Below are 26,701 nucleotides of genomic sequence, written 5' to 3'. Positions count from 1 at the left end.
GGTCAGCCGGTGACGGGCGCGGTGTCCCCCGCGTCGGCGGTGCTGACGTCGCCGGTCTCCCCGGCGGCCGCGGCCCGGCGGCCCAGGACCCCCGCGTAGGTGAGGAACGCGCCGAGCGCGAGGACCCCGATGCCGATGCGCGCGGCGGTGGGCAGGCCGGAGGGGGTGACGAAGCCCTCGATGAGCCCGGAGACGAAGAGCACGACGACGAGGCCGAGGGCGACACCGGCCATGGCGCGGCCCTCCGCGGCCAGCGCCTGCGTGCGGGGGCGCGGCCCCGGCGACACCCACGCCCAGAACACCCGCAGGCCCGCCGCACCCGCCACGAAGATCGCGGTGAGCTCCAGCAGGCCGTGCGGCAGGATCAGCCCGAAGAACAGCTCCCCGCGGTCGTTGGCGACCATGAGGCCCCCGACCAGGCCGACGTTGACGGCGTTGGACACCATCGCGTACAGGGGGAAGACGCCCGTGACGCCGAGCGCGATGCACGTCGCGCCCACCCACGCGTTGTTCGTCCACACCCGCCCCGCGAACGAGGCGTGGGCGTACTCGGAGTAGTACCCGGCGAACTCCTCCTCCACGAGGACCCGGATGTCCTCCTGGGAGCCGAACACCGCCGCCTGCCGCAGCGGGTCGGCCGCCACCCACAGCCCCGCGGGCACCGCCGCCAGCAGGAACAGCAGCGTCGTGCCGAGCGTCCACCACCGCAGCCGCCACAGCGCCGCGGGGAAGCCGTGCGTGGCGAAGCGGGTGACGCCGCGCCAGCCGGCGCGCTGGCTGCCGGTGAGCCGGGCGCGGGTGCGGGCCAGCAGTGTGGACAGCTCGTCGACGAGGACGGGGTCGGTGGTGCGCGAGCGCAGCAGGGACAGGTGGGTGGCGGTGCGCTGGTACAGCACGACCAGCTCGTCGACCTGCGTGCCGTCGAGCCGCCGGCTGCGGTTCAGCTCCCGCAGCCGCTCCCACTGCGGGGCGTGGACGGTGCGGAAGGCGTCGACGTCCATGCGTCCCCCTGCCTCTCGTGCGCTGCGGTCATCCTCGCAGCAGGCCGGGGGCGCAGGCGGCCCGGGCGGTAGCGTGCCCGCATGGCAGCCGAGACCGGACCCGCTCCGGACGCGCTCCCCCGCTCCCCGGGGGCGTCGTCCCTGGCGGACCCCTTCTCCGGTGACGTGGTCACCGGGGAGGCCGTGGTCCTGGACCTGCGGGCCGCCTCGTTCGCCTCCCGCCTGGTGGCGGGGCTGCTCGACGGGCTGCTGCTGGGGGTGCTGCTCGCGCTGCTCCTGGCGCTGGCGACCTCGCTGCTCAGCGAGACCGACGAGGCGGCCACGGCGGCGATCGTGCTGTCGCTGAGCGTGCTGGTGCTCGTGGGGGTGCCGACGCTCACGGAGACCCTGTCGCGGGGGCGGACGCTGGGGAAGCTGGCGTGCGGGCTGCGGGTGGTGCGCGACGACGGCGGGCCGGTGCGCTTCCGGCAGGCGCTGGTGCGGGGGCTGCTCGGCGCGTTCGAGCTGTGGGCGCTGGTGGGCAGCCCGGCGATCCTGTGCGCGCTGGTGAACCGGCGCGGCAAGCGGTTCGGGGACCTGCTGGCGGGGACGTACGTGGTGCGGGAGCGCACCGCCGCGCGGCACGTGCCGCTGCCGCCGATGCCGCCGGAGCTGGCGGGGTGGGCGCGGGCGGCGGACATCGGGCGCATCCCGGACCGGCTGTCGGTGGCGGCGCGGCAGTTCCTGGCCCGCTCGGCGGAGCTGGCCGCGCCGTCCCGGGAGCGGCTCGGGCGCTCCCTGGCGGAGGCGCTCTCCACCCACGTCTCCCCGGCCGCGCCCGCGGGGACGACCCCGGAGCGGTACCTGGCGGCGGTGCTGGTGGAGCGGCACGACCGGGAGCTGCGGCGCCTGCGGCGCCAGCAGGACCGTCTGGGGGAGCTGTCCCGCGCGGTGGGGCGGCCCGTGTGAGGAGTGCTCGGGTGACACACCGCGGGACCCCGGGATCCCGGGGCGGGTCCGCGGCCGGCTGGGAGAGGGTGCGTTGGCCAGGTACAGGGAACCCGTCGTCGTCATCGGCCTGGGGCGGTTCGGGACCGCCCTCGCGCTGGAGCTGACCCGGCAGGGCACGGACGTCCTCGGGGTGGACCGCCGCCCCGAGCTGGTGCAGCGGCTCGCCGGCCGGCTGCGGCACGTGCTCATCGCCGACACGACGGACGCCGACGCGCTGCGTGACATCGGCGTGCCGGACTTCTCGCGCGCGGTGGTCAGCATCGGCAGCGACCAGCAGGCCAGCATCCTCACGACCGCGCTGCTGGCGGACCTGGAGATCGAGAAGATCTGGGCCAAGGCGCTGAGCCGCCAGCACGCCCGCATCCTGGAGCGGGTCGGGGCGCACCACGTGGTCCTGCCCGAGCACGAGATGGGCGAGCGGGTCGCGCACCTGGTGACGGGCCGGATGCTGGACTACATCGAGGTGGACCCCCACTGGGCGATCGCGCGCACGACGCCGCCGCGCGCCCTGGTGGGGACGCCGCTGGGGCGCTCGAAGCTGCGGGCGCGGCACGGGGTGACGGTGGTGTCGGTGAAGCGGGCCCGGCAGGAGGAGTTCACCTACGCCGACGCGGACACCGAGCTGAGCTACGGCGACCAGATCCTGGTGGCCGGCCGCCCGGAGGACGTGGAGCGCTTCGTCGAGTCGGACTGAGCGCCCCGGTCCTCGCGGACCGGGGCGCACCCGCAGGCGGCGGGCCGGTGCGGTGGCCCGCCGTCCCGGTGCGGGCCCGGCGGCCGCGGGCCCGGCGGCTGCGGGCTCAGTAGCGGTAGGCGTCCGGCTTGTACGGGCCGGCCACGTCGACGCCGATGTAGTCGGCCTGCTCCTTGGTCAGCTCGGTGAGCTTCACGCCGAGGGCGTCCAGGTGCAGGCGGGCGACCTTCTCGTCGAGGTGCTTGGGCAGCACGTGCACCCCGACCGGGTACTCGCTCCCCCGGGTGAACAGCTCGATCTGCGCGATCGTCTGGTTCGCGAAGGAGTTCGACATCACGAAGCTCGGGTGGCCGGTGGCGTTGCCGAGGTTCAGCAGGCGCCCCTCGGAGAGCACGATGATGCTGTGGGCGGGGCGGCCGTCGGCGGCGGGGAGGCGCCACTCGTGCACCTGCGGCTTGATCTCGACGCGCTCCACGCCCGGGACCTTCGCGAGCCCGGCCATGTCGATCTCGTTGTCGAAGTGGCCGATGTTGCCCACGATCGCCTGGTGCTTCATGCGGACCATGTCGGACGCCATGATCACGTCCTTGTTGCCCGTGGCGGTCACGAAGATGTCGACCTGGTCGACGACCTCGGCCAGGCGCACGACCTGGTAGCCGTCCATCGCGGCCTGCAGGGCGCAGATCGGGTCGACCTCGGTGATGAGGACCCGGGCGCCCTGCCCGCGCAGGGACTCCGCGCAGCCCTTGCCCACGTCGCCGTAGCCCGCGACGAGCGCGACCTTGCCGCCGATGAGGACGTCGGTGGCGCGGTTGATGCCGTCGATCAGGGAGTGCCGGGTGCCGTACTTGTTGTCGAACTTCGACTTCGTCACGGCGTCGTTGACGTTGATCGCCGGGAAGGGCAGGACACCCGCGCGGTGGAACTCCACGAGGCGGTGCACCCCGGTGGTGGTCTCCTCGCTGACGCCCTGGACGCCCGCGGCGACGCGGGTCCAGCGCCGGGGGTCGGCGGCCAGGGAGCGGCGCAGCAGCTCCAGCACGAGGCCGTACTCCTCGGAGTCCTCCGCGTGCACGGCGGGCACGGCCCCGGCCGCCTCGAACTCCACGCCCTTGAGGACGAGCATCGTGGCGTCGCCGCCGTCGTCGAGGATCATGTTGGGCCCGACGGGGTCGCCGTCGGCGTCGGTGCCCCAGTCGAAGATGCGCTCGGCGCACTCCCAGTACTCGGGCAGGGTCTCGCCCTTCCAGGCGAAGACCGGGGAGCCGGCGGGGGCCTCGACGGTGCCGCCGCGGCCGACGACGACCGCGGCGGCCGCGGCGTCCTGGGTGGAGAAGATGTTGCAGCTCGCCCAGCGGACCTGCGCGCCGAGGTCGGTGAGGGTCTCGATGAGCACGGCGGTCTGCACGGTCATGTGCAGGGAGCCGGCGATGCGCGCGCCCGCCAGCGGCTGGGCGTCGCCGTACTCGGCGCGCAGCGACATCAGGCCGGGCATCTCGTGCTCGGCGAGGCGGATCTCGTGGCGGCCGGCGGGGGCCAGGGACAGGTCGGCGACCTGGAAGTCGGGGCGGCCCTCGGTGGCCGGGACGTACGTGGGCATGGGTGTCCTCTCGCACTGGGTCAGTGGTTCGGACCGGCGCGGCCCCTCTCGGCCGTCGGCGTCCCCTTGCGCCGGGTCCCTCCAGCGTAACCGCGAGGCCCGCCCGGCTCCTTCCCGGCAGGACGGGCCGCAGGGGTGCGATCGCTGGCCGCGCCGCGCGGCGGGATCCACCCGGTGCCGGGCGTGGCGTTCGCGCCCCACCGCGTTCGACGGCACCATCGAGGCTGGACACGCGCCGCCCGGACGGAGATCCGGGCGGTCGCACAGCGCACCGAACGAAGGGAACCGCCGTGCCCGGTGGACTCGTGGCCCTGCTCGACGACGTGGCCGTGCTGGCGCGCGCCGCCGCCGCCTCCGTGGACGACGTCGGTGTCGCCGCCGCGCGGGCCAGCGCGAAGGCCGCGGGCGTCGTCGTCGACGACACCGCCGTCACGCCGCAGTACGTGCACGGGCTGGCCGCCGAGCGCGAGCTGCCGATCATCCGGCGCATCGCCCTGGGATCGCTGCGGAACAAGCTCCTGATCATCCTGCCCGCGATCCTGCTGCTCAGCCAGTTCCTGCCGTTCCTGCTCACGCCCATCCTCATGATCGGCGGTGCCTACCTCTGCTACGAGGGGGCGGAGAAGGTGTGGGCCAAGATCCGCGGCCACCACGGCCACGGCCACGCGACGAAAGAGCCGGGGGCCATGCCCGACGAGAACACCATCGTCGGCGGAGCTGTGCGCACCGACTTCATCCTCTCCGCGGAGATCATGGTCATCGCGCTCAACGAGGTGGCCGACCAGCCGTTCCTGTCGCGGGCGGTGATCCTCGTCGTCGTGGGGATCGGGATCACCGTGCTCGTCTACGGCGTCGTCGGCCTCATCGTGAAGATGGACGACGTCGGGCTGCACCTGTCGAGGCGGCCCGGCAAGGGCGTGGCCGCCCTCGGTCGCGGCCTGGTCAAGGGCATGCCCAAGCTCCTCACCGCCCTCACCGTCGTCGGGACCGCCGCGATGCTGTGGGTCGGCGGCCACATCCTGCTCGTGGGGATGGACGACCTCGGCTTCCACCCCCTGTACGCGGCCGTGCACCACGCGGAGGAGGCGGTGCACGCGGCGACCGGGTCCCTCGGCGGCCTGCTGGGCTGGCTCGTCAACACCCTCGCCAGCGCCGTCCTCGGGCTCGTCGTCGGCGCGCTCGTCGCGGTCGTCATGGCCCTCACCGTCCACCGGCGCAAGGGACACGCCGCCGGCGCCGGGGCGCACTAGCCCAGGGCACGACAGGGGCCCCCCNGGGGGGCCCCTGTCGTGCCGGCAGGCCGGCTGGGCGGTCCCTCAGCCCAGCCGGTCCCTGAGGTCGGCCACGTGCGGGGACGTCGCCGGGTCGGTGCCCGTCGCCAGCGCCAGGTAGGTCGCGGCGAAGTCGGTCCGGGCGATGATCTGCGCCAGCCGCACGAGGGGCGGGCCCGGGTCGGGGACGACCTCGCTGGTGCGGACACCGGCGTCCGCGGCGGTCTGGGCCACCGCGTCCACCACGGCGCCCGCGGCGGTCCCCACGTCGGGGCCGCCCTCGGCGACGGCGTCGCGCAGCAGCAGCAGGCGCAGCCGCGCGGCGGTGGGACCGTCCTCGAACGGGTCGGCGAAGACGTCGCCCGCGCCGGCGGCCAGGGGGCCGCCGAAGGCCGCCACGACGTCGCTCGCGTCGTCCGGCAGGGCACCGCGCACCGCGGGCACCCGCGCGGTGCGGGCCAGCATGGAGGAGACCCGGGCCGCGGCCGCGGACGTCAGGTCCCCGTCGGCCAGGACGACGGGCACGCTGCCCGCCAGGTCCAGGGCCAGGGTCTTGGCCGGGTTGAGGAACGCCTCGGAGGCGGGGCGGCACCCCTCGGCCTCCTCGTCGAGGCGGTCGGCGACGAGGCCGAGCTCCTCGCGCGGCGTGCGGACCAGGCCCAGGGCGTCGGCCGCCGAGAGCACCGGCACCAGCAGCGACCACAGCGACAGCCGCGAGGAGCGGGAGGTGGAGCGCTGCTCGGAGCGGGCGCCCAGCGCCACGGGCACCTGCACGTTGCCGCGCCCGGCGCCCACCACCGCCAGGGGCGAGCCGGCCTCGGCGACGGTGACGACCCGGGCACCGCGGCGGGAGGCCTCCGCGGCCAGCGCCAGCGGTCCCGCCGCACGTCCCGACATGGACACCGCGACCACCAGGTCCAGGGGTCCCACCCACGCGGGCAGCGGGCCGCCGCGGCGCACCAGCAGCGGCACCGGGCAGGCCCGTCCCGCCAGGGCCGTCAGGACGTCGGCGACCACGGCGGAGCCGCCGAGGGAGGCGACGACGACGGCGCGGGGGCGGTGCTCGTCGGCCAGGCGCTCCACGCCCGCCTCCCCCGCCAGCTCCACGGCCTCCCTCACCTGCGCGCCGGCGGTGGCGAGGGTGCGCAGCACCCCGCCGCGGTCGGCGGCCTCCAGGGCGAGCGGGTCGTCGAGCAGCGCCTCGTCGACGGTCATGTCAGCTCCCTCCAGCGGGCGGTCGCCCCTCGTCGGCGAGCAGCACGGGGATGCCGTCGACGACGGGGTAGGTCCAGCGGCAGGCGCCGCCGCAGGCGAGCGCGGCGGCGTGCCCGTCGCGGACGTCCACGAGCTCCCCCCCGCAGCGCGGGCAGCGCAGCGCGGCGCGCAGCCACCCTTCCATCAGGACGCCCCGTCCGCCTGCCGGCCGCCCGCGGGCACGGTGAGGGAGCCGCCGTGCTCGCCGCGCACGAGCCCGAGGACGCGGTCGCGCACCCGGGTCATGGTGGCCTCGTCGGCGCCCTCGGCGTTCAGCCGCAGCAGGGGCTCGGTGTTGCTGGCGCGCAGGTTGAACCACCACATCGGCTCCGCCCCGCTCGCGAGGTGGGTGAGGGTGAGCCCGTCGAGGCGGTCCACCTCCACGTCCTCCCCGCGGGCGCGGCACTCGCGGGTGAGGACGTCCTCGACGAACGCGGTGACGGCCGCGGCGTCGGCGACGGTGGAGTTGATCTCCCCGCTGGCGACGTAGCGCTCGTAGCGGGCGCCGAGCTGCGACAGGGGCCCGTCCTGCTCGCCGAGTGCGGCCAGGACGTGCATCGCGGCGAGCATGCCGGTGTCGGCGGACCAGAAGTCGCGGAAGTAGTAGTGCGCCGAGTGCTCCCCGCCGAAGACGGCGCCCTCCTGCGCCATGCGCTCCTTGATGAAGGAGTGCCCCACCCGGGTGCGCACGGGGGTCCCGCCGTTCTCCGCGACGATCTCCGGGACGGCGCGGGAGGTGATGAGGTTGTGGATCACGACCGCCTTGCGGCCCGCGGCGCGCTCCTTGCCGATCTCGCGCTCGGCGACGAGGGCCGTGACGGCGCTGGGGCTGACCGGCTCGCCGCGCTCGTCGACCACGAAGCAGCGGTCGGCGTCGCCGTCGAAGGCCAGGCCCAGGTCGGCGCCGTGGGCGGGGACGGCCGCCTGCAGGTCGCGCAGGTTCGCCGGCTCCAGCGGGTTCGCCTCGTGGTTGGGGAAGGTGCCGTCCAGCTCGAAGTAGAGGGGCACGACCTCCAGCGGCAGGCCCGCCAGGCCCGCCGCGGTGCCGAGGACCGCGGGGACGGTGTGCCCGGCCATGCCGTTGCCGGCGTCGACGACGACCTTCAGGGGGCGCGCGCCCGACAGGTCCACCAGGGAGCGCAGGTGGGAGGCGTAGTCGGCCAGGACGTCCTGCTCGCGCACGGCGCCGGCGGCGGTGCCCCCGGGCACGGGGACGGCCCCGGCGTCGAGCCAGGACTGGGCGAGCTCGCGGATCGCGGACAGCCCGGTGTCCTGCCCCACGGGGCGGGCGCCGGCGCGGCACAGCTTGATGCCGTTGTACTGCGCGGGGTTGTGGCTGGCGGTGAACATCGCCCCCGGCACGCCCATCGCGCCGCTGGCGTAGTACAGGCCGTCGGTGGAGGCCAGGCCGATCAGGGTGACGTCCACCCCGCGCGAGGCCACGCCCTCGGCGAAGGCCGCGACGAGCTCCGGGGAGGAGGGGCGCATGTCGTGCCCGACGACGGCGCGACGCGCGTCCGCGGGCTGCTCGGGCAGGACGACGACGTCGGCGAAGGCGGCGCCGAGGGCGCGCACCACCGTCGCGTCGAGCTGGTCGGGGACGGTGCCGCGGACGTCGTAGGCCTTGACGAAGGCGGAGAGATCGGGAGCCACGCCTGGAGCGTAGTGGCGGGGGCCGCCGGGACGGCTCCCGCGGCGGGGCGGGCGCGGGCGCGGTGGCGTTCCGGGTGGCAGGGAGGGCGCCCCACCACCCGGGCGGGCTCAGGCGCCCTTGACGGTCTGCTTGCGGGAGCGGTCGAGGACGGCGTCCACGCTCAGGGCGCCCTCGTCACCGTGCCAGGTGCGCTCCTCGCAGACGTGGCAGGAGATGAAGACGACGGGCGAGCCGTCGGTCAGCGACATCGACAGCTGGGTGACCCGGACGCTCCCGCACGAGCCGCAGCCCATGGCCGGGTCGCGGTGCTCCGGCTGCGTCAGCGAACCGAGGGGCGGTGCCGTGCGGGTCGCACGTGCCCGCCTCGGGCGGCGGGGGGTGCTGTCGCTGGTGCGGGGCGTGGTGGCCACGGGGCTCCCTCGTGGTGGACGGCTCGGGTCCACCTCTCATCGGCACGGCGCGCCGCGGCCTTGAGCGCCCGCCCGGGGGATCGCCGCCGCACCGGGCGCGGTGGGCCGTCAGCCCGTGGGGCCGGCGCTCGGGCGCCTGCCGCGGCCGCCGACGTCGCGCAGGACCCGCAGGTGTCCGCGGCGCACGGCGTCGGGAGCGCCGTCGTCGGCGGGCGGGACCGGTTCGCGGACCGCGTCGGCGATCGCGAGCCAGTCGTCGTGCCGGCCGACGGGCATCCCCTCGTCCGGGACGAGCCGGACGACCTCCCAGCCGCGCGGCGCCGTGAGCCGGCGGGCGTGCTCGGCGCACAGGTCGTAGGAGTGGGGCTCGGCGTAGGTGGCCAGCGGCCCCAGGACGGCGGTCGAGTCGGAGTACACGTACGTCAGGGTGGCGACCGCCGCCTGCCCGCACGCGGTGCGCGTGCACCTCCGTCCACCTGCCACGAGCGGGACGGTACCCGAGGCGCGCCCCGGTTCCGAGCATCCCCGGCATGTTTCGCGCGGGTGTCCGCGCTGTGCCGCGGGGAGCCGCCACGCCGGGGCGGCGGAGCCCGCCGCGGCGATCACCGCCGGGTAGCCTGCCCGGCGTGGGTGGACTCCGGCGCGCGATCGGCGGGCCACGCCGTCGCCGGCGCGACCGGCACGGCCGTGGCCTGCGCGGCCCCCTGCTGCCGCCCACCGTGCCCGGTGCCCGCACCCGCGCCGAGCGCTTCGACGACCTCGTCCTGGACGCCGTGGAGCTGCTGGAGCGGCGCTGGGCCCGGGAGCTGGCCGGTGTGGAGTTCGCCGTGGAGGACGTGCCCCCCTCCGACCCGGCGCCGTGGGAGGACGGCGGTGTCCCGCTGGGCCGCCTCTTCCCCGCCGACGGCGGCGCCCCGGCGCGGGTCGTCGTCTACCGCCGGCCCGTGGAGACGCGCGCGGAGGAGGGCGAGCTGGAGGACCTGGTGGCCGACGTGGTCGTCGAGCAGGTCGCCCACCTGCTGGAGCTGCCACCGGAGGACGTGGACCCCCGCTACGGCGGCGGCTGAGCGGCGGCGCTGCGGCGACGGGACCTCGCCCGGCCCGGGCGGCGACGGCGCGCCCGGGCCGGGGGCCGGCTCCGTGCCGGCCGGCCGCGGACGGCCGGCCTGCGGTCGGTCAGCTCACGCGGCGCTTGAGGCGGCGGCGCTCCCGCTCGGACAGCCCGCCCCAGATGCCGAACCGCTCGTCGTTGGCGAGGGCGTAGTCGAGGCACTCGGAGCGGACCTCGCAGGAGCCGCACACGCGCTTGGCCTCACGGGTGGAGCCGCCCTTCTCGGGGAAGAACGCCTCGGGGTCGGTCTGGGCGCACAGGGCCAGCTCCTGCCAGCCCGGGTCCTCCGGGGTCAGGGGCCGGTCCGCGGGGACCGGCACGAGGTGCAGGACCCTGCCCGCGGTGCCCTCCTCCGCGCCGGTCCCCCCGGGACCGGCGTCGGCGAGGAGGTCCTCGCCGACGTCCGCGCCGATGTCACCGTTGCCACCCACGCCGCTGCCGCTCACTGCGCCCCCTGGAACCGCGTTCACGTCGTCACCCGGCCCCGCTACACCCGGTGACGTTGTCATGACTCTGAAGATGTCACTGATGGAATTACACGCGTGTCATCTGGCAGAGTCAAGCCGAGCGCGGGGCGTCGTGGTAACGGCCCCACGCTGTCCGACCCTGCCCGGCGACCGCCCCCGGCGGGCCCGCGGCGCGGGCGCGGCAGGATGCGGTCGTGAACCCAGCACCCCCGCCTCCCTCCCCGCAGGACGACGGCGGGCGCCCCCTGCGCATCACGGCCCTGGCCGGTGGCGTCGGCGGCGCGCGCTTCCTCCGGGGGCTGCTCGACGCCCTCGAGGACCCGGCGCGCCCCGCCGCGGAGGTCACCGTCGTGGTCAACACCGCCGACGACGTCACCCTGCACGGCCTGCGCGTGTGCCCGGACCTGGACTCGGTGATGTACACCCTCGGCGGCGGCATCGACGAGCAGCGCGGCTGGGGTCGCAGCGAGGAGACGTACGGGGTCGCCGCCGAGCTCGCCGCCCACGGCCAGCAGCCGACGTGGTTCACGCTGGGGGACAAGGACTTCGCCACCCACATCATCCGCACGCGACTGCTCGGCGAGGGGGTGCCCCTGTCGGCGGTCACCGCCCGCCTCTGCGAGCGGTGGCGGCCCCCGCAGCGCACCCCCGTGCGGCTGCTGCCCATGAGCGACGACGTCGTGGAGACCCACGTCGACCTCGCCCCCGTCGACCCCGCCCGGCACGGCGGGGAGGCCGGCGGGCGGCGGGTGCACTTCCAGGAGTGGTGGGTGCGCCTGCACGCGGCGGTCCCCGCCCTGCGGATCGAGCCGGTCGGCGCGGAGCGCGCCACCCCCGGCCCCGGTGTGCTGGAGGCCGTCTCCGGCGCCGACGTCGTGGTGCTGCCGCCGAGCAACCCGGTCGTCTCCATCGGCACCGTCCTGCAGGTCCCCGGGATCCGCGAGGCCCTGCGCGCCACCGCCGCGCCCGTCGTCGGGGTCTCCCCCGTCATCGGCGGGGCCCCGGTGCGGGGCATGGCCGACGCCTGCCTGGCCGCGCTGGGCGTCCCCTCCACCGCCGAGGCGGTCGCCGGGCTCTACGCGGACCTCCTCGACGGCTGGCTGGTCGCGCCCGGTGACGCCTTCGACGGCGGGCCCCGCCTGCGGGTGCTGGCGCGCCCCCTCCTCATGAGCGGCACCGCCGCGACCACCGCGCTCGCCGGGGCCGCGCTGGACCTGGCCCTGGCCCTGCGCGGGCGCGCCGCGGGGCCGCGGCCGTGACGGGGCTGCGGGTCCTGCCCCTGACGGGGGTGCCGGAGGTGCACCCCGGCGACGACCTGGCGGCGCTGCTGCTCGCCGCCCTGCCGGAACCCCTCGCCGACGGCGACGTCCTGGCGGTCTCCAGCAAGGTGGTCTCCAAGGCGCGCGGCCTCGTGGTCCGCACCGGGGACCGGGACGCCGTCGTGGCCGGGCAGACCCGCCGGGTCGTGGCGGCGCGGCGCACCCCGCGGGGGCTGGCGGCGATCGTGGAGTCCGCCGCGGGACCCGTCATGGCCGCGGCGGGCGTCGACGCCTCCAACACCCCGGCGGGCACGGTGCTCACGCTGCCGGAGGACCCCGACGCCGAGGCCCGGGCGCTGCGGGCGCGCCTGCGGGAGCTGACGGGCGTGCGGGTGGCCGTGCTGCTCACGGACACCGCCGGTCGCGCCTGGCGGGTCGGGCAGACCGACTTCGCCCTCGGCTGCGCGGGCCTGCGCGTGGTGGAGGACCTGCGGGGCGGCGCGGACGCGGACGGGCGGCCCCTGGAGGTCACCGTGCGGGCGGTGGCCGACGAGGCCGCCGCGGCCGCCGACCTCGTCAAGGGCAAGTCGCTGGGGGTGCCGGCGGCCCTGGTCCGGGGCCTGGCGGCGGACGTGGGCGACGAGGACGGCCCCGGCGCGGCGTCCCTGCTGCGCCCCGCGGGCGAGGACTGGTTCCGCCTCGGGCACGTGGAGGCCGTGCGCGCGGCCCTGGGCGCCGGGGCGCTGCCGCCGCCACCGGTGGTGCCCGGGCCGCTGCCGCAGCGGGTGGCGCGGGCGGTGGCGGTGGCCCTGGCCGCGGAGGCCTCCGGCTGCACCGCCGCCGTGGCGGACGACGTGCGGGACGACGTGCGGGACGACGTGCAGGACGACGTGCAGGACGACGCGGAGTGCGGTGCGCAGGGCGGTGCGGGCACCGGGGTCCGCCTCGCCGGGGGCGACGCCGTGGCCCTGGGCATGCTCGCCCAGCGGCTGCTGGCGGCGCTGTGGGCGGAGGAGCTGGCGGGCACGGTGGCCCGGGACGGCGCGGACGTCGTGGTGTCCGTCAGGCCCCGCTGAAGCCCTCGCCCACCCCGCCGCCGGAGCCCCCGCCGAGCCGCCGCGCCGGCCCGCGCAGCGGCCTGGCCTCGCGCCGCGGGGACGGCACCACGCCCAGCGCCGCGCTCAGCTCGTCGAGCTGGTGCTCCCCGGCGGCGGGGGCCTGCGCGCGGGTGCGCCCCGCCGCGGCGCGCCCGGCGCCGGACAGGCACCACGCCAGGTGCCGGTCCAGCACGGCCTCGTCGGCGAGGACCTCCTCGGCGCCGGCCAGCGCCGGCCAGTTCCACGCCCGGGCCTGCGCGCTGACCTTCGCGCCGCCCGCGACCGGGTCCACCGCCACCGCCGGCACCCCCGCGCGCAGCGCCAGGACCAGACCGTGCAGCCGGGTGGTGACGACCACGTCGGTGCGGGCGACCTGCGCGACGACCTCCTCCGCGGTGGCGGGCATCCGCCAGTCCCTCGGGTCCAGCCGGGTCTCCAGCAGCAGCCGCGCGCAGCGCTGCCGGGCCAGCCACCCACCCAGCGCGTCCGACACCTCGTCGTGGCGGCGGTGCGCGCCGTACTCGCCCTGCCCGTGCGTGAGGAACACCCCGAGCACGGGCAGGGCGGGCACCGGGGCGCGGGCGGCGAGGTCGCGCTGCGGCTCCGCACCCGGCGCGTCGCGTGGCACGACCACGTCGAAACCGGTGACGGCCGGGTCCGCCGGGTCCAGGACGGAGACGCCCACGGCGATGCGGCGGGCGTGCGCGAACGCGGTGTGCAGCTCCTCGACCTGCCAGCCGGTGACCGGCCCGCACGCCCAGACCAGGTGCGTCCAGCGCCCGGCGCCGGCGAGCGCGTCGTCGAGGAGCAGCCCGCCGCGCGGGCCGTACGCCCGGTGCATCGCGGGGCTCCAGGCCGTGTCGAAGGGCACGCCGTCGGCGGCCAGGCGCGCGCAGACCGCCTCGGCGCTCAGCACGTCCCCGGCGGTGGCCTCCCCGTGCAGCGGGCTGGACCAGCCGACCACGAGAACCCTCACCGCACCCCCCGCCGGCCCCGCAGGCCGGGGGTGGTGCGGCTGGGGGTGTGGGTGGGGAAGGCCATCCGCGGCGCGGTGCGCGGCCGGCGCACCCCGCTGAACGCGATCAGCCGCTGCACGCGGTAGCGGTGACCCCGGTACGGCTCGATCACCTCGGCGCAGCCGGCGTCGTCGAGGACCTCCCCGGTCAGGGCGAAGGAGACGTCCTTCGCGACGTGCAGGTCCCCGAAGGAGAAGGCGTCGGCGTGCCCGTGCGCCCGGGAGCGCACCTCCGCCGACGTCCACACGCCCAGGCCCGGCAGGGTGCGCAGGGCGCGGTCCACGACGGCGGGGTCCCGGTCGAGGGTCTGCTCCAGCCGCCCCGCGCAGGGCGCCGCGCAGATCGTGACGCGGCGGCGGCGCAGCTCCACCCCGGCCTCCAGCCACGCCCACGACGGGATGCGCCGCCACTGCTCCGGGGTGGGCGGCACGTACAGGTTCACCGGGCCCGGGGCCGGCTCGCCGTAGCGGCGCACCAGCCAGCGCCACGACGCGAACGCCTCGCGGGTGGAGACGACCTGCTCCAGCGCGGTGGCGGAGAGGCACTCGAACACCGCCCGGCTGCGGGGGACGCGCCAGTCGCGGTGCCGGCGCCACGCCTCCACGAGCACCCGGTGCTGCGGCAGCGGGGAGAAGTCGCCGGCGCCGGTGTCGCAGGCGCCGAGGAGGTCCGGCACCCCGTCCAGCGCCCACGCGGCGCCGGGCCCCCAGGCGGCGGCCTCGACCTCGCCGTCGGCGGGGACTGCCACCACGCGCAGGGTGGCCGGGCCCTCGGGGGTGCGGGTGGCGCGCCAGACCACCCCGCCGGCCGAGGCGAACGTGGGGTCGGAGCCGCCGCGGCGGAACGCGGACAGGTGCAGCGGGACGTCGACCTCGCGGCCGGGTCGCCAGCGCCGGACCAGCGGCAGGTCCAGCGGCTCGGCGGGCGCGGCGGTCACCGGCACAGGGTAGGGCGCGACGCCCGGCGCGCGGTGCGGGGTGGGGCTGGGTAGGGCTGGGTGGGGCGGGGACGTTCTGCGGCGACACGCCCGCGTGTCGCCCGCGGAACGTCCCCGCTCCAGGGGTGGACGTTCGAGGCGGGGACGTTTGGCCCTGCGACACCGGCGTGTCGCCCACGGAACGTCCCTGCCGGAGCGGGTGCCCGGGTGGGCGCGCCGGGCACCTCAGCGGCTGAGGAGCACCTCCTCGTCGAGTCGCGCGAGCTTGCCCGGGTTGCGCACCGCGTAGATCCGGGCGATCCGGCCGTCCTCGACGACCAGGCTCGCCACCGTGCTCAGCTCGCCGTCGAGGTCGAACCGCGCGGCCGGCGCCCCGTTGACCCACACCGTCGCCGCCTCGACCCCGACGCCCTGCGCGGCCAGCGCGGCCAGGCCGGCCAGGAACGCCCCGACCCGCTCCGCGCCCACGACCGGGCGGCGGGCCGCGGCGACCACCCCGCCCCCGTCCGAGACCAGGACGACGTCCGGGGCCAGCACGTCCAGCAGCCCCTGCAGGTCCCCGCCGCGCACCGCGGCCAGGAAGCGCTCCACGACGGCGGTCTGCTCGGCCCGGCTCACCCGCACCCGCGGCCGGCGCGCGGCGACGTGCTCGCGGGCGCGGTGGGCGATCTGCCGCACCGCCGCGGGCGTCCTGCCGACCGCCTCCGCGATCTCCCCGTACGGCACGTCGAACACCTCCCGCAGCACGAACACCGCCCGCTCGACCGGGCCGAGGGTCTCCAGCACCGTGAGCACCGCGAAGGAGACGCTCTCGGCGAGCTCGGCGTCCTCGGCCACGTCGGGTCCGGTGAGCAGCGGCTCGGGGAGCCACTCGCCGACGTACTCCTCGCGCCGCCGAGCCAGGGTCCGCAGCCGGTTGAGGGCCTGCCGGGTGACGGTGCGCACCAGGTAGGCGCGCGGGTCGCGCACGTCCGCCCGGGCCGGGGCCGGCAGGTCCGCCCACCGCAGCCACGTCTCCTGCACGACGTCCTCGGCGTCGGCGGCGGAGCCGAGCATCTCGTAGGCGACCGTGAACAGCAGGCCGCGGTGGGCGACGAACGGGTCGTCGCTCATGCCGGTGACGCTACGCCGCCCGGCCGGGCCAGCGGCTCCAGGCCGCACGCCGCGGCGAACCCCTGGGCCTCGATGCCGAGGGCGGAGTTCGTGCGCGCCTGCTGGTTGGCCAGCGCGACCCACGCGGTGAGCTCGACCAGCCCGGGGGCCCCGAGCCGCTCCAGCAACCGGGCGGACAGCTCGTCGGTGACGGTGGGCGGCGTGGCCGTCACGGCCTCGGCGTACTCCAGCACGTCGCGCTCCAGCGGCGTGAACACCTGCGAGGTCCGCCAGGCCGGGACCTCGCGCGCCTTGGCCTCGTCGAGCCCGCGGTCGTGGGCCAGGAAGTAGCCGAGGTCCAGGCACCAGGTGCAGCCCACGAGGGAGGCCACCGCCATGTGCGCGTAGGACTTGAGGTCCTCGTCGCACTCGTGCCACCTGCCCGCCCGCTGCCCGGCGCTCATGCTCGCCCTGAGCACGGGCCGGTGGTGCCACATCACCTCCAGGGGCTCGGCCACCGCACCGAACACCCGCCTGCTCACCGCCTTCAGCACGGCGCCGTGGACGCCGGTGATCTCGGCCCTGGGGACCCGGGTGCTGCTGCTCATGTCTCCTCCTCGTCCGCTGGTCGTGACATGCAGACACCGGCGGGGGCGCGGGTGTGACAGGGCGGGCGGGCGCGGGGCCGGGGCCGGGGCGGGGACGTTCTGCACGCGACACGCGGGCGTGTCGCCGCAGGACGTCCCCGCGCGGAGCGGCCCCGGCCGGGGCGGGGACGTTCCGTCGCGCGACACCGGCGCGCCGCGGGCGGAACGTCCCCGCCCCGTGGTGCGGACAGCCAGGGGAGGACCGGGCTCAGGCGGGGCGGGCCGCGGCCGGGTCCGGCAGGCCCACCACCCCGTGCAGGTGGCACGCGGCGAGCTGGCCCCCGCCGCGGTCCACGAGGGCGGGGGCGATGTCCGGGCACGGCTCGAACACGTCGGGGCAGCGGGTGCGGAACCGGCAGCCGGAGGGCACCGCCGCGGCGGAGGGCACGTCGCCGCGCAGCACGATCCGCTGCCTGCCCCGCTCCGCCGACGGGGACGGCACCGGCACAGCGGACAGCAGGGCCCGCGTGTACGGGTGCCTGGGAGACGTCGCGACCTGCGCGGCGGTGCCGACCTCCACGACGCTGCCCAGGTACATCACCGCGATGCGGTCGGAGACGTGCCGGACGGCGGCGAGGTCGTGGGAGACGAACAGGTACGTCAGGCCCAGCCTGCGCTGCAGGTCCCGCAGCAGGTTCAGCACCTGCGCCTGCACGCTGACGTCGAGGGAGGCGATGGCCTCGTCGCACACCACGAAGTCCGGTTCGGCGGCCAGGGCGCGGGCGATGCCGATGCGCTGGCGCTGACCGCCGGAGAACTCGTGCGGGTAGCGGCCTGCGACGCCGGGGTCCAGGCCCACCAGCTCCAGCAGTTCCGCGACCCGCGCGGCCCGGGCGGCGGCGCCGGGGTGCAGGCCGTGGACCTCCAGGGGTTCGGCGACGGTGCGGCCCACGGGGATGCGCGGGTCCAGGGAGGCGTAGGGGTCCTGGAACACCATGACGGCGCGCCGGCGCAGGGCCCGCAGCTGCTTCGGGCCCATCGCGGTGACGTCCTGCCCGTCGAAGAGGACCCGCCCGCCGGTGGGTTCCACGAGGCGCAGCAGGGCGTTGCCGAGGGTGGACTTGCCGCAACCGGACTCCCCCACCAGCCCGAGGGTCTCCCCCCGCCGGATGTCGAGGTCCACCCCGTCCACGGCCCGCACCGCCCCGGTCCGCCTGCGCCGCAACCCCGTGGACAGCACGGGGAAGTGCACCTGCAGCCCGCGGGCGGAGACCAGCACGTCACCGCTCACGCGGCACCTCCCTCGCACCAGGTGGCGGCGCGGTGCGGGACCGTCCCACCGGGACGCACCACGGTCAGCGGCGGCTGCTCGTGCTCGCAGCGCGGGTCGGAGCGCACGGGGCAGCGCGGCCAGAACACGCAGCCGGGCGGCAGGTCCGTCGGCAGCGGCGGCGTGCCGGGCACGGTGACCAGGTCCGGCGGCTCGGCGGCGTCCAGCTCCGGACCCAGGCGCGCGGGCAGCGCCCCGAGCAGGCCGCGGGTGTACGGGTGCGCGGGCCGGTCGAACACGTCGTCCACCGCGCCGTCCTCCACGCACCGCCCGCCGTACATCACGAGGACGCGGTCGGCGATGCCGGCGACGACCCCGAGGTCGTGGGTGATCCACACGACCCCGGTGCCGTGCTCGGCCCGCAGCCGCTCGACGAGGTCGAGGATCTGCGCCTGCACGGTCACGTCCAGGGCGGTGGTGGCCTCGTCGGCGACGAGCAGCCGCGGGCTCCCCGCCAGCGCGATGGCGATCATCACGCGCTGGCGCATGCCGCCGGAGAGCTGGTGCGGGTAGCGGTCCAGCGTGCCGCGCGGGTCGGGCAGGCCCACCTCCCCGAGCAGTTCCGCGGCGCGCGCGCGGGCCGCCTGCCTCGTGACCCTCCCGTGCGCCTGCAGCCCCTCGGCGACCTGCCGCCCGACGGTCAGCACCGGGTTCAGCGACGTCATCGGGTCCTGAAACACCATGCCGATGCCGTTGCCGCGCACCGTGCGCAGCTCCGCCTCCGACAGGGCGAGCAGGTTCCGCCCCTCGAAGACCGCCTCGCCGGTGACGGTCGCGGTGCGCGGCAGCAGGCCGAGCAGGGCCAGCACGGAGACGCTCTTGCCGCTGCCGGACTCCCCCACGACGGCGACGGTCTCGCCGGGGTGCACGGCGTAGCCGAGGCCGTTGACGACGTCCGCGGGACCGCGGGGCGTGCGCAGCCGCACCCGCAGGTCGGAGACGGTGAGGACGGGGTCGCTCACGGGCGCGCCTCCTTCCGGCTGCGACGCCTGCCGGCGTCCCCGCCCGACCGACGCCTGCCGGCGTCCATGGCGGTGCGCTGCTGCGGGTCCAGCACGTCCCGCAGCCCGTCGCCGAGCAGGTTGAACGACAGCACGAGCAGGAAGATGGCCAGGCCGGGGAACACCGCCATCCACCACGCCTGCTCCAGGAAGTCCCGCCCGTCGGCGAGCATCCCGCCCCAGGAGGGCGCGGGCGGCTGGATGCCGAGACCCGCGAACGACAGCGCCGCCTCGGCCAGCACCGCGAACGCCAGGCTGACGGAGGTCTGCACGATGATCGGCGGCGCGGCGTTCGGCAGCACGTGCCGCAGCAGCAGCCTGGCGTCGGAGGCGCCCAGGGAGCGCGACGCCCGCACGTACACCTGCTCGCGCACCCCGAGCACGGCGGCGCGGGAGACCCGGGCGAACACCGGGGTGTACGTGATGCCGATGGCGATCATCGCGTTCGTCGCCCCCGGCCCGAGGACGGCGATGACCGCGATCGCCAGCAGCAGCGCCGGGAACGCGAACAGCACGTCCATCAGCCGCATGAGCACCGCGTCCAGCCAGCGGCCGTAGAAACCCGCGAGCGTCCCCACCAGGGTTCCGGCCACGAGCGCGATGCCGACGGCGACGAGCCCCACCCGCAGCGACACCTGCGCGCCCAGGATCACGCGGGAGAGCACGTCGCGGCCCAGGTCGTCGGTGCCGAACGGGTGCGCCGCGCTGGGCCCCTGCAGGCGGGCCTGCACGTCCACCTCGTTCGGCCCGGCGGGGGCCAGGGCGTCGTCGAACAGCGCGACGACGACGATGAGGAGCAGCACCGCCGCCGCGAACGCCGCGGTGCGGGTGCGTGCCAGCAGGCCCAGGGTCTCCCGCCAGCGGGGCCGCTCCGCGGTGAGGGGAGCACGCCCGGCGGCGGCCTGGGCGCTCACGCGCCGATCCTCGGGTCGAGCCGGGAGTACAGCAGGTCCACGACGAGGTTGATGACGAGGAAGACGACCGCGAACAGCAGCACCGCGCCCTGCAGGACGGGGTAGTCGCGGTCCTGCACCGCCTGCAGCGCCATCAGCCCCAGACCGGGCCAGGCGAACACGATCTCCACGATGACCACCCCCGAGAGCAGGTACGCCAGCTGCACCCCCGTGACGGTGACCAGCGGCAGCAGCGCGTTGCGCAGCACGTGCCAGCGCAGCACCGCCGAGGCCGGCAGCCCCTTGGCGCGGGCGGTGCGGACGTGGTCGGCGCCCAGGGCCTCCAGGACGCTGGAGCGGGTGAACCTCGTCAGGACGCTGCCGGAGACCAGGCCGGTGGTCAGCGCCGGCAGCACCAGGCTGGCCAGCCAGCCGCCCGGGTCCTGCGACAGCGGCACGTACCCCCCGGCGGGCAGCCAGTCGAGGACCCCGGCGAACAGCAGGATGAGCAGGATGCCCATCCAGAACTCCGGCACGGAGATGCCGACCTGGCTGACGACGGTGCTGGCGCTGTCCACCAGGGAGCGGGGCCGCAGCGCGGACAGGGTCCCCAGCGGCACGGCGATGGCGAGGGCCACGAGGATGGAGGCGAACGCCAGGGACAGCGTCGCGGGCAGCCGCTCCAGGATGAGCAGGGTCACGGGCTCGCCGCTGCGGAAGCTCACGCCGAGGTCGCCGGTGAGGGCCCCGCCCAGCCACTGCACGAACTGCGTGGGCAGCGGGAGGTCGAGGCCGGCCCGCTGGCGCAGCGCGTCGTAGGCGGCCTGGTCGAACCGGGTCCCCAGGGCGAGCCGGACCGGGTCACCGGGCACGAGGTGGACGAGGGCGAAGACGGCGACGGCCACGCCGAACAGCACGAGCACGGACTGCCCGGTGCGGCGCAGCAGGTGAGCTGTCACGACGGCAGCACGACCTTCTCGAAGTTCACCGCCCGGTCGGCCCGCACGGTGTACCCCTCCAGGCCCGGCTTCCACGCCTGCACCACGTCGGGGTTGTACAGGTACAGGTACGACACGTCGTCGACGATCGCCGTGGCGGCCTGGTCGTACAGCGCCTTGCGCGCGCCCTGGTCCCGCTCGGTGGCGGCCCGGTCCAGCAGGGAGTCGACGGCGGGGTTGGCGTAGCCCTGGTAGTTGTTCGAGGCGCCGCTGCGGTGCTGGGAGTGGTAGAAGCCGTACGGGTCGGTGTTGCCGATCCAGCCGAGCAGGAACGCGTCGAAGTCCCCGCGGCCCTGCCGGTCCAGCCAGGTGGCGAACTCCTCGGTCTGGATGTCGACGGTGATACCGAGCGGTTCGAGCTGGCTGGCGATGACCTCGGCGGCGGTGACGGTCTCGGGGTACTCCGACGTCACCATGAGCCCCATCCGCAGCGGACCGCTGACGCCCGCCTCGGCGAGCTGGCGCTTCGCGGCCTCCACGTCGGGCTCGAAGGGGGCGTGCTCGTGGTGCCAGAAGCTGCCCTCGGGGATGGCGGTCTGGTTGGGGCGCGCGGCCTCGAACCGGGCGGCCTCGGTGACGGCGGCGCGGTCGACGGCGGTGGCGATGGCCTGGCGCACCTCCCGGTTGTCGAACGGCGGCTTGCGCAGGTTCATCGACATGTACCAGTAGTCGACGCTGGCGGTGCGGCCGAGCTCGACGGCGTCGTCCCCGTCGAGGGTCTCCACCTGCTGGGGCGGCACGTTGTCCGTCCAGTGCACCTGCCCGCTCCTGAGCGACGTCAGGGCGGCGGCGGGCTCGGCGACGTACCGAAACTCCACCCCGCCCACCGTGGGCTTGCCGCCCCAGTGCTCCTCGTAGGCCTTCAGCTCGACGGTGTCGGCGCCGGCGCTCTCCAGGGTGAAGGGGCCGGTGCCGACGGCCTTCGTCGCGAGGTCGGTCTTCTCGGCGGCGCCCTCGGGCAGGATCGCCATGCCCTTGAACTCCCCGACCTGCGACAGCAGGTGCGGCATGGGCTGCTCCAACCGGAACTCCACGGTGCGCGGGTCCACCGCCACGACGTCGGTGACGTTCTCGAAGCGGTAGGAGTTCGACAGCTCCTCCCCGATGATCCGCTCGAACGAGTACACGACGTCCGCGGCGTCGAACTCGGAGCCGTCGTGGAAGGTGACGCCGTCCCGCAGGGTGAACGTCCACGTCAGCCCGTCCGGGCTGGTGGTCCAGGACTCCGCGAGGCTCGGCTGCATCGTCTGGTCCTCCGCCGAGGGCACCGTGAGGGTGTCGTACACGTTCTCCAGCACCTGGAAGCTGGGGTACGCGGTGGTCTTGTGCGGGTCGAACTGGTCGGGCTGGGCGCTGATGGCGGCGACGAGGCTGCCGCCGCCGGAACCGCCGGAACCGCCGGTGCCGCCGGAACCGCCGGTGCCGCCGGTGTCGACCCCCTCCCCCGCGCTGCACGCCGCCAGGGCGAGGACGGCGGCCGCGAGGGCGGCGGGTGCGGGCAGGGTGCGCATGGGAGTTCCCTCCGTCGGCCGCTGGTGCGGCCACCCTGCCCACCCGTGCCGCCGCCCACCAGCGCAGCCGTCGGCCGGGCCCGCAGATGTGACCGTTTCGCAACATCACGGCGCGGTGCGCGCTACCGTCCCGCCGGTGCGAACCCCGGTCTACGTCGAGACGTCCGTGCGCTGCGGGGACCCGGAGGCCGTGGACCGGCTGTGGCGGCTGACGCAGGACCCCGCGCTGCACCCGAGGTGGGACCTGCGGTTCTCCGCGATCACCCCTTCGGGGACGGACGGGCGCGGCAACGTGCACTTCGGGTACGCCCTGGCGCTGCCCTCCCCGCGGCTGCCGCTGCTGCGGGTCACCGGCACGGGGATCTCCGCGGGGCAGCGCCGGCGGGCGGACGGGCGCGGCACGTCGGCGCTGCGCTGGACGTCGGCGGACCGGCTGTCCCCGCTGGGCGACGGGGCCGGCTACTGGCGCTACGTGCCGCGGCCCGACGGCACGGTGCGCTTCCTCACCGGCTACGACTACACGCCCGGCTGGGGCCGCCTCGGGGCCGCGCTGGACCCGTGGCTGACGCGGCCGGCGGTGGGCTGGGCCACCGCGTGGAGCTTCGACCGGCTGCGCCTGTGGGCCGCCGAGGGGGTGGACCCGGCGCGCTCCCGCGACCGCGCCCTGGTGTGGACCGCCCTGCGGGCCGCGGGCCTGGCGGGGGCGGCCGCCCTGGTCCGGCGCGCCCCCGTGGCGGCGGCGGGCCTGGCGGCCGCGGCGGTGCTGGCGCCCGTCCCCGCCTCCGTCCCCTCGGCCCGCCGCTGCCTGCGCCGGCCACCGGACCCGCTCGCGCGCCGGGCGCCGTCGTCGCTGGCCTCGCTGCCCGGCCCGGCGCGACGGGGCACGACCACGACCACGACCACGACCACGGGCACGGGCACGGGCACGGGTGCGGTCGCGGCGGGAGGCGCGGCGTGAGCGTCGTGCTGGACGCCCTCGGCCCCGAGGCGCAGCGGCTGCACCCGATGCTGCGGCGCCGCTTCGGGGTGTCCACGTCCGCGGGGTACTCCTGCGTCGGGCGCGGGGTGATGGAGCGCCTCTGGCACGGGCCGGCGTGGACCCTGCCGTTCCTGCACCTCGGGGCGTGGCGGAACATCCTCGTGCCGGACGACGCGGTGGACGTGCCGTTCACGGTGGAGAACTACGCCTACGTGGACTCCCTGGGCCGCGAGACGGTCACCGTGGTGCGCACCTTCGAGGTCGCCCCCGGGCGCAGGCGCCGTTTCGACGCCACCCTGGTGGCGGGTGGGCCCGGGCGCGTCCTGGACTACCTCGGCACCCACCAGCACCTCGCGGTGGACCTGGAGCCGTCGGTGCTGCCCGACGGCTCCCTGCGCATCCTCTCCGGCGGGCAGCGCTTCTACGAGGGCCCCGTGGGTTTCCGCTTCCCGCTGCTGCTGTCGGGGACGGCGGAGCTGCGGGAGGGCTACGACGACGCACGGGAGCGGTACACCGTCGACGTGCGGGTCACCAACCGCCGGTTCGGCCCGCTGGCGGGGTACCGGGGCTGGTTCGTGTGCGAGTTCCCCGAGGTCGTCGGCGACGCGGTGCCGGCGGCGGTGAAGCCGCTGCGGGAGGAACGCCGCTCCTGAGCCGTCCGGAGCGGTCCCGGGAGGTACGGCCTCAGCCCGCGGTGGCGTCGGCCGACAGCTCGAACCACACCGTCTTGCCGCTGCCCGGCGCCGCCGCACTGCCCCAGCGGTCCGCCAGCGCCTCCACCAGGGCCATGCCGCGCCCACCGGTCGCGCCGGTCCCGACGTGCCGGACCACCGGCCGGGTGGAGCTGGAGTCGGCCACGGCCACCCGGACGCAGCCGGCCCGGCACGTCAGGTCGATGCTCACCGGCCCGGTGCCGTGCAGGACGGCGTTGGCGACGACCTCGGTGGTGAGCAGCTCCAGGACGCCGAGGTCCAGATCGTCGGAGCACGTCGCGCAGGCGGTGCACGTGTCGACCACCCAGTGGCGGGCGGCCGGGACGGCGGCGGGCTGGGCATCCACCTCGAGCCGGCTCATCTCACCCTTCTGCGACGGGTAGGTCCGCGCGGTGCGCGGAGGTCCCCGGCGGGTACCGGGCACGGCGGAACGGACGACAGCCACTGTCCCCGGCACCCGGCGGTGCGGCAACCCGGGCGGGCCCGCACGGTGGTCCCGGGGCGCGGACGCGGGCCCGGCGGTGTGGTGGCCGTGCGTCACCTATCGTGGCCGGGTGCAGCCCGCGGAGGAGCCGCGGACCGGGTCGGGAGTGGACGTGGTCGAGAGGGCGACGCCCGCGGCGGGCGGCGAGCGAGCCGTCGGCAGGTACACCGGCTCCGGCGCACAGCCTCCCGCCACTCCCGCCGGGGCCCTGGCGGGCGGTGCGGAGCGGCAGCGGGCCGCGCGCCGGCTCGTGACCACCAGCCGCGGCTCGGCGGCCGACCGCCTCACCGACCTCGCCGCCCGGCTGCTCGGGGCGCCCGCGGCGCAGCTGTCCCTGCTGAGCGACGTGCAGACCGTGGGAGCCGCCGCGGGCCTGGCCGCACCCGCCCTCGGCAGCGAGGGCGCCCTGGCGGACTCCCTCTGCACGGTCACCGCGGCCGGCGGCGCCCCCCTGGTCGTGCCGGACGCCGCCCGCGACGAGCGGGTCGCGGACCTGCCGCCCGTCACGTCCGGGCAGGTGCGGACCTACCTCGGCGTGCCGCTCACCGCGCAGGACGGCCACGTCGTCGGTGCCCTGTGCGTCTTCGGCCCCGAGCCGCGCAGCTGGACGCCCGGCGAGGTGACCCTCCTGGGGGAGCTGGCCGCCGCCACCGCGCGGGAGCTGGAGCTGTCCGCCCTGTCGCTGGACTTCGCCTCCCACCAGCTCAGCTGGCAGCTCGCGATCGACGCGGCGGGCATCGGCAGCTTCGACTGGGACCTCGTCAGCGGCGCGCTGGAGTGGGACGACCGCCTGCTGGAGCTCTTCGGCCACGACCGCAGCACCTTCGCCGGGCGCATCGAGGCCTTCTTCGAGCGCGTCCACCCCGACGACCTGCCCCGGGTGCGCCAGGCCCTGGACAGCGCCGTCGAGGAGTGCGGCGTCTACGAGGCGGAGTTCCGCTCCTCGCAGCCCGACGGGCGCACCCGCTGGGTCAGGGCGCGCGGCAAGGCCCTGGCCGGGCCGGACGGGCGGGCGGTGCGCCTGCTGGGGGCCGCCCAGGACACCACCGCCGACCGCGAGGCCGACGTCCGGCTGGGGCGCGTGCTGGAGAGCATGTCCGCGGCGTTCTACTCCCTGGACGCGGACTGGCGCTTCACCTACGTCAACGCGGAGGCCGAGAAGCTCCTCGGGCGGATGCGCGAGGACCTGCTCGGCGGGGTGATCTGGGAGCTGTTCCCCGCCGCGGCCGGCTCGGAGTTCGAGGTGCAGTACCGCACGGCCGCGCAGACCGGGCGGCCGGTGACGTTCGAGGCGTACTACCCCCCACCCCTGGACGGCTGGTACGAGCTGCGGGTGTGGCCGACCCCCGACGGGCTGTCGGTGTACTTCCTCGACGTGACCGCCCGGCGCCGGGCGCAGCACGCCGCCGAGCGCTCCGCCGAGCGGCTGCGGCGCGTCGCCGCGGCGAGCGCGGACCTGTCCGCGGCCCTGGGCGTGGACGAGGCGCTCGGCCGGCTCGCGGACCACGTCGTCCCCGCCCTGGCCGACGCGTGCATCGTGACGCTGGTCGACGAGCACGGCTCCCTGCGTGACGTCTCCTGCCGGCACGCCGAGGAGGAGCTGCAGCCGGTGCTGGAGCGGTACACGCGGCTGCGCCTGCGGGCGATCGCCCCGGACGCGCCGCTGCGCCAGGCCACCGGGTACCGGCACACCCACGTCTTCCGCGACGACGCCACCGAGCGGATCATCCGGACCCTGACGCCCGGCGAGGCGCGGGAGCTGGTGACCCGGCTGGCGCCGCGCTCCGTGGTCGTCCTGCCGCTGCGGGCCAGGGGCCGCACCGTGGGGCTGCTCAGCCTCTACTACGGCGCGCACCGGACGGCGCCGGACGGGGAGGACCTCCTGACGCTGGAGGAGGTCGGGGACAGAGCGGCCCTGGCGTTGGACAACGCCCGGATGTACACCCAGCAGCAGCGCCTGGCCGAGGGCCTGCAGCGCTCGCTGCTGACCGAACCCCCCGAGCCGGACCACCTGCAGATCACCGTGCGCTACCAGCCCGCCGCCACCGCCGCGCAGGTCGGGGGGGACTGGTACGACGCCTTCCTCCAGCCCGACGGGGCCACCGTGCTGGTCATCGGCGACGTCATGGGCCACGACGTGGACGCCGCCGCCGCCATGGGCCAGATCCGGGCCCTGCTGCGCGGCATCGGCTACTACTCCGGAGCCGCCCCGGCGGCGGTCCTGACCGGGCTGGACGCCACCATGGAGGGCCTGGCCGTCGACACCACCGCCACCGCTGTGGTGGCCCGCCTGGAGCAGAGCCCGCAGCAGCAGGCCGCGGGGCTGACCCGGCTGCGCTGGTCCAACGCCGG

At 76.5% G+C, this 26,701-nt stretch carries 26 protein-coding genes and 1 pseudogene; 9 read left to right on the top strand and 18 right to left on the bottom strand.

Annotated features, from left to right (window positions below; all coding sequences use genetic code 11):
• Window positions 1-2 precede the first annotated feature (2 nt).
• On the bottom strand, window positions 3-1,001 hold the full coding sequence (locus ACYQBY_RS21965; protein ID WP_459646032.1) for a stage II sporulation protein M: 999 nt from the start codon (window positions 999-1,001) through the stop codon (window positions 3-5).
• A gap of 81 nt (window positions 1,002-1,082) precedes the next feature.
• Here ACYQBY_RS21965 and ACYQBY_RS21960 point away from each other — a divergent pair, with 81 nt between their 5' ends.
• Window positions 1,083-1,949 (top strand): RDD family protein, encoded by an 867-nt coding sequence (locus ACYQBY_RS21960; protein WP_459646031.1) that lies wholly within the window; start codon window positions 1,083-1,085, stop codon window positions 1,947-1,949.
• A gap of 73 nt (window positions 1,950-2,022) precedes the next feature.
• Window positions 2,023-2,685 (top strand): potassium channel family protein, encoded by a 663-nt coding sequence (locus ACYQBY_RS21955; RefSeq protein WP_459646030.1) that lies wholly within the window; start codon window positions 2,023-2,025, stop codon window positions 2,683-2,685.
• A gap of 106 nt (window positions 2,686-2,791) precedes the next feature.
• Here ACYQBY_RS21955 and ahcY read toward each other — a convergent pair whose 3' ends face one another.
• Entirely contained in the window at window positions 2,792-4,285 is a 1,494-nt protein-coding gene (gene ahcY / locus ACYQBY_RS21950; protein WP_459646029.1) for an adenosylhomocysteinase, read from the bottom strand.
• Between the two features lie 290 nt (window positions 4,286-4,575).
• Here ahcY and ACYQBY_RS21945 point away from each other — a divergent pair, with 290 nt between their 5' ends.
• Window positions 4,576-5,535: a DUF808 domain-containing protein gene (locus ACYQBY_RS21945; RefSeq protein WP_459646028.1), complete on the top strand. Its 960-nt coding sequence runs from the start codon at window positions 4,576-4,578 to the stop codon at window positions 5,533-5,535.
• Window positions 5,536-5,601: 66 nt separating this feature from the next.
• On the opposite strand, the gene ACYQBY_RS21940 is transcribed toward ACYQBY_RS21945, so the two are convergent.
• The 5 genes from ACYQBY_RS21940 to ACYQBY_RS21920 form a co-directional block, all read right to left on the bottom strand.
• A complete protein-coding gene (locus ACYQBY_RS21940) occupies window positions 5,602-6,771 on the bottom strand; it encodes an SIS domain-containing protein (protein WP_459646027.1) in 1,170 nt (389 codons plus the stop codon).
• A gap of 1 nt (window position 6,772) precedes the next feature.
• On the bottom strand, window positions 6,773-6,955 hold the full coding sequence (locus ACYQBY_RS21935) for a Trm112 family protein (RefSeq protein WP_459646026.1): 183 nt from the start codon (window positions 6,953-6,955) through the stop codon (window positions 6,773-6,775).
• Entirely contained in the window at window positions 6,955-8,463 is a 1,509-nt protein-coding gene (locus ACYQBY_RS21930) for a phosphomannomutase/phosphoglucomutase (RefSeq protein ID WP_459646025.1), read from the bottom strand. Before ACYQBY_RS21930 ends, ACYQBY_RS21935 begins: the two co-directional genes overlap by 1 nt.
• A 108-nt stretch (window positions 8,464-8,571) precedes the next feature.
• Window positions 8,572-8,874: a hypothetical protein gene (locus ACYQBY_RS21925; RefSeq protein WP_459646024.1), complete on the bottom strand. Its 303-nt coding sequence runs from the start codon at window positions 8,872-8,874 to the stop codon at window positions 8,572-8,574.
• Window positions 8,875-8,982: 108 nt separating this feature from the next.
• Window positions 8,983-9,357 (bottom strand): DUF3499 domain-containing protein, encoded by a 375-nt coding sequence (locus ACYQBY_RS21920; protein ID WP_459646023.1) that lies wholly within the window; start codon window positions 9,355-9,357, stop codon window positions 8,983-8,985.
• 143 nt (window positions 9,358-9,500) lie between these two features.
• On the opposite strand from ACYQBY_RS21920, the gene ACYQBY_RS21915 reads away from it, so the two are divergent.
• On the top strand, window positions 9,501-9,941 hold the full coding sequence (locus ACYQBY_RS21915) for a metallopeptidase family protein (protein ID WP_459646022.1): 441 nt from the start codon (window positions 9,501-9,503) through the stop codon (window positions 9,939-9,941).
• A gap of 109 nt (window positions 9,942-10,050) precedes the next feature.
• On the opposite strand, the gene ACYQBY_RS21910 is transcribed toward ACYQBY_RS21915, so the two are convergent.
• Complete coding sequence (locus ACYQBY_RS21910; protein WP_459646021.1) at window positions 10,051-10,431, bottom strand: WhiB family transcriptional regulator; 381 nt, start codon at window positions 10,429-10,431, stop codon at window positions 10,051-10,053.
• A gap of 266 nt (window positions 10,432-10,697) precedes the next feature.
• Between ACYQBY_RS21910 and cofD the strand changes: the two genes are divergently transcribed.
• Window positions 10,698-11,711, top strand: a complete 1,014-nt coding sequence (gene cofD / locus ACYQBY_RS21905; RefSeq protein WP_459646053.1) for a 2-phospho-L-lactate transferase — start codon at window positions 10,698-10,700, stop codon at window positions 11,709-11,711.
• Complete coding sequence (gene cofE / locus ACYQBY_RS21900; protein ID WP_459646020.1) at window positions 11,708-12,787, top strand: coenzyme F420-0:L-glutamate ligase; 1,080 nt, start codon at window positions 11,708-11,710, stop codon at window positions 12,785-12,787. The genes cofD and cofE overlap by 4 nt, the downstream gene beginning before the upstream one ends.
• Here cofE and ACYQBY_RS21895 read toward each other — a convergent pair.
• From ACYQBY_RS21895 to ACYQBY_RS21855, 9 genes are all read right to left on the bottom strand, one after another.
• A complete protein-coding gene (locus ACYQBY_RS21895) occupies window positions 12,774-13,784 on the bottom strand; it encodes a polysaccharide pyruvyl transferase family protein (RefSeq protein ID WP_459646019.1) in 1,011 nt (336 codons plus the stop codon). The genes cofE and ACYQBY_RS21895 overlap by 14 nt on opposite strands.
• Window positions 13,781-14,761 (bottom strand): DNA-3-methyladenine glycosylase family protein, encoded by a 981-nt coding sequence (locus tag ACYQBY_RS21890; protein WP_459646018.1) that lies wholly within the window; start codon window positions 14,759-14,761, stop codon window positions 13,781-13,783. Before ACYQBY_RS21890 ends, ACYQBY_RS21895 begins: the two co-directional genes overlap by 4 nt.
• A 225-nt stretch (window positions 14,762-14,986) precedes the next feature.
• On the bottom strand, window positions 14,987-15,874 hold the full coding sequence (locus ACYQBY_RS21885) for an RNA polymerase sigma-70 factor (RefSeq protein WP_459646017.1): 888 nt from the start codon (window positions 15,872-15,874) through the stop codon (window positions 14,987-14,989).
• Window positions 15,871-16,461 carry a carboxymuconolactone decarboxylase family protein gene (locus tag ACYQBY_RS21880; protein ID WP_459646016.1) on the bottom strand — a complete coding sequence of 197 codons (591 nt, stop codon included), beginning with the start codon at window positions 16,459-16,461 and terminating at the stop codon, window positions 15,871-15,873. The genes ACYQBY_RS21885 and ACYQBY_RS21880 overlap by 4 nt, the downstream gene beginning before the upstream one ends.
• A gap of 247 nt (window positions 16,462-16,708) precedes the next feature.
• A complete protein-coding gene (locus tag ACYQBY_RS21875; protein ID WP_459646015.1) occupies window positions 16,709-17,731 on the bottom strand; it encodes an ABC transporter ATP-binding protein in 1,023 nt (340 codons plus the stop codon).
• On the bottom strand, window positions 17,728-18,732 hold the full coding sequence (locus ACYQBY_RS21870) for an ABC transporter ATP-binding protein (RefSeq protein ID WP_459646014.1): 1,005 nt from the start codon (window positions 18,730-18,732) through the stop codon (window positions 17,728-17,730). The genes ACYQBY_RS21875 and ACYQBY_RS21870 overlap by 4 nt, the downstream gene beginning before the upstream one ends.
• Window positions 18,729-19,685, bottom strand: a complete 957-nt coding sequence (locus ACYQBY_RS21865) for an ABC transporter permease (RefSeq protein ID WP_459646013.1) — start codon at window positions 19,683-19,685, stop codon at window positions 18,729-18,731. Before ACYQBY_RS21865 ends, ACYQBY_RS21870 begins: the two co-directional genes overlap by 4 nt.
• A complete protein-coding gene (locus ACYQBY_RS21860) occupies window positions 19,682-20,623 on the bottom strand; it encodes an ABC transporter permease (protein ID WP_459646012.1) in 942 nt (313 codons plus the stop codon). Before ACYQBY_RS21860 ends, ACYQBY_RS21865 begins: the two co-directional genes overlap by 4 nt.
• Window positions 20,620-22,173 carry an ABC transporter substrate-binding protein gene (locus ACYQBY_RS21855; protein WP_459646011.1) on the bottom strand — a complete coding sequence of 518 codons (1,554 nt, stop codon included), beginning with the start codon at window positions 22,171-22,173 and terminating at the stop codon, window positions 20,620-20,622. The genes ACYQBY_RS21860 and ACYQBY_RS21855 overlap by 4 nt, the downstream gene beginning before the upstream one ends.
• 136 nt (window positions 22,174-22,309) lie before the next feature.
• Between ACYQBY_RS21855 and ACYQBY_RS21850 the strand changes: the two genes are divergently transcribed.
• Window positions 22,310-23,131 (top strand): hypothetical protein, encoded by an 822-nt coding sequence (locus ACYQBY_RS21850; RefSeq protein ID WP_459646010.1) that lies wholly within the window; start codon window positions 22,310-22,312, stop codon window positions 23,129-23,131.
• Window positions 23,132-23,178: 47 nt separating this feature from the next.
• Window positions 23,179-23,805: a DUF4166 domain-containing protein gene (locus ACYQBY_RS21845; protein ID WP_459646052.1), complete on the top strand. Its 627-nt coding sequence runs from the start codon at window positions 23,179-23,181 to the stop codon at window positions 23,803-23,805.
• 31 nt (window positions 23,806-23,836) lie between these two features.
• Here the strand turns inward: ACYQBY_RS21845 and ACYQBY_RS21840 are convergent, their stop codons facing one another.
• On the bottom strand, window positions 23,837-24,226 hold the full coding sequence (locus tag ACYQBY_RS21840; RefSeq protein WP_459646009.1) for an ATP-binding protein: 390 nt from the start codon (window positions 24,224-24,226) through the stop codon (window positions 23,837-23,839).
• A 31-nt stretch (window positions 24,227-24,257) separates the two neighbouring features.
• Between ACYQBY_RS21840 and ACYQBY_RS21835 the strand changes: the two are divergent.
• Window positions 24,258-26,701: pseudogene (locus tag ACYQBY_RS21835) on the top strand (GAF domain-containing protein); the annotation flags it as partial.

This window comes from Kineococcus anabasis (assembly GCF_054590795.1).
This window is presented reverse-complemented; position numbering and strand designations above follow the sequence as displayed.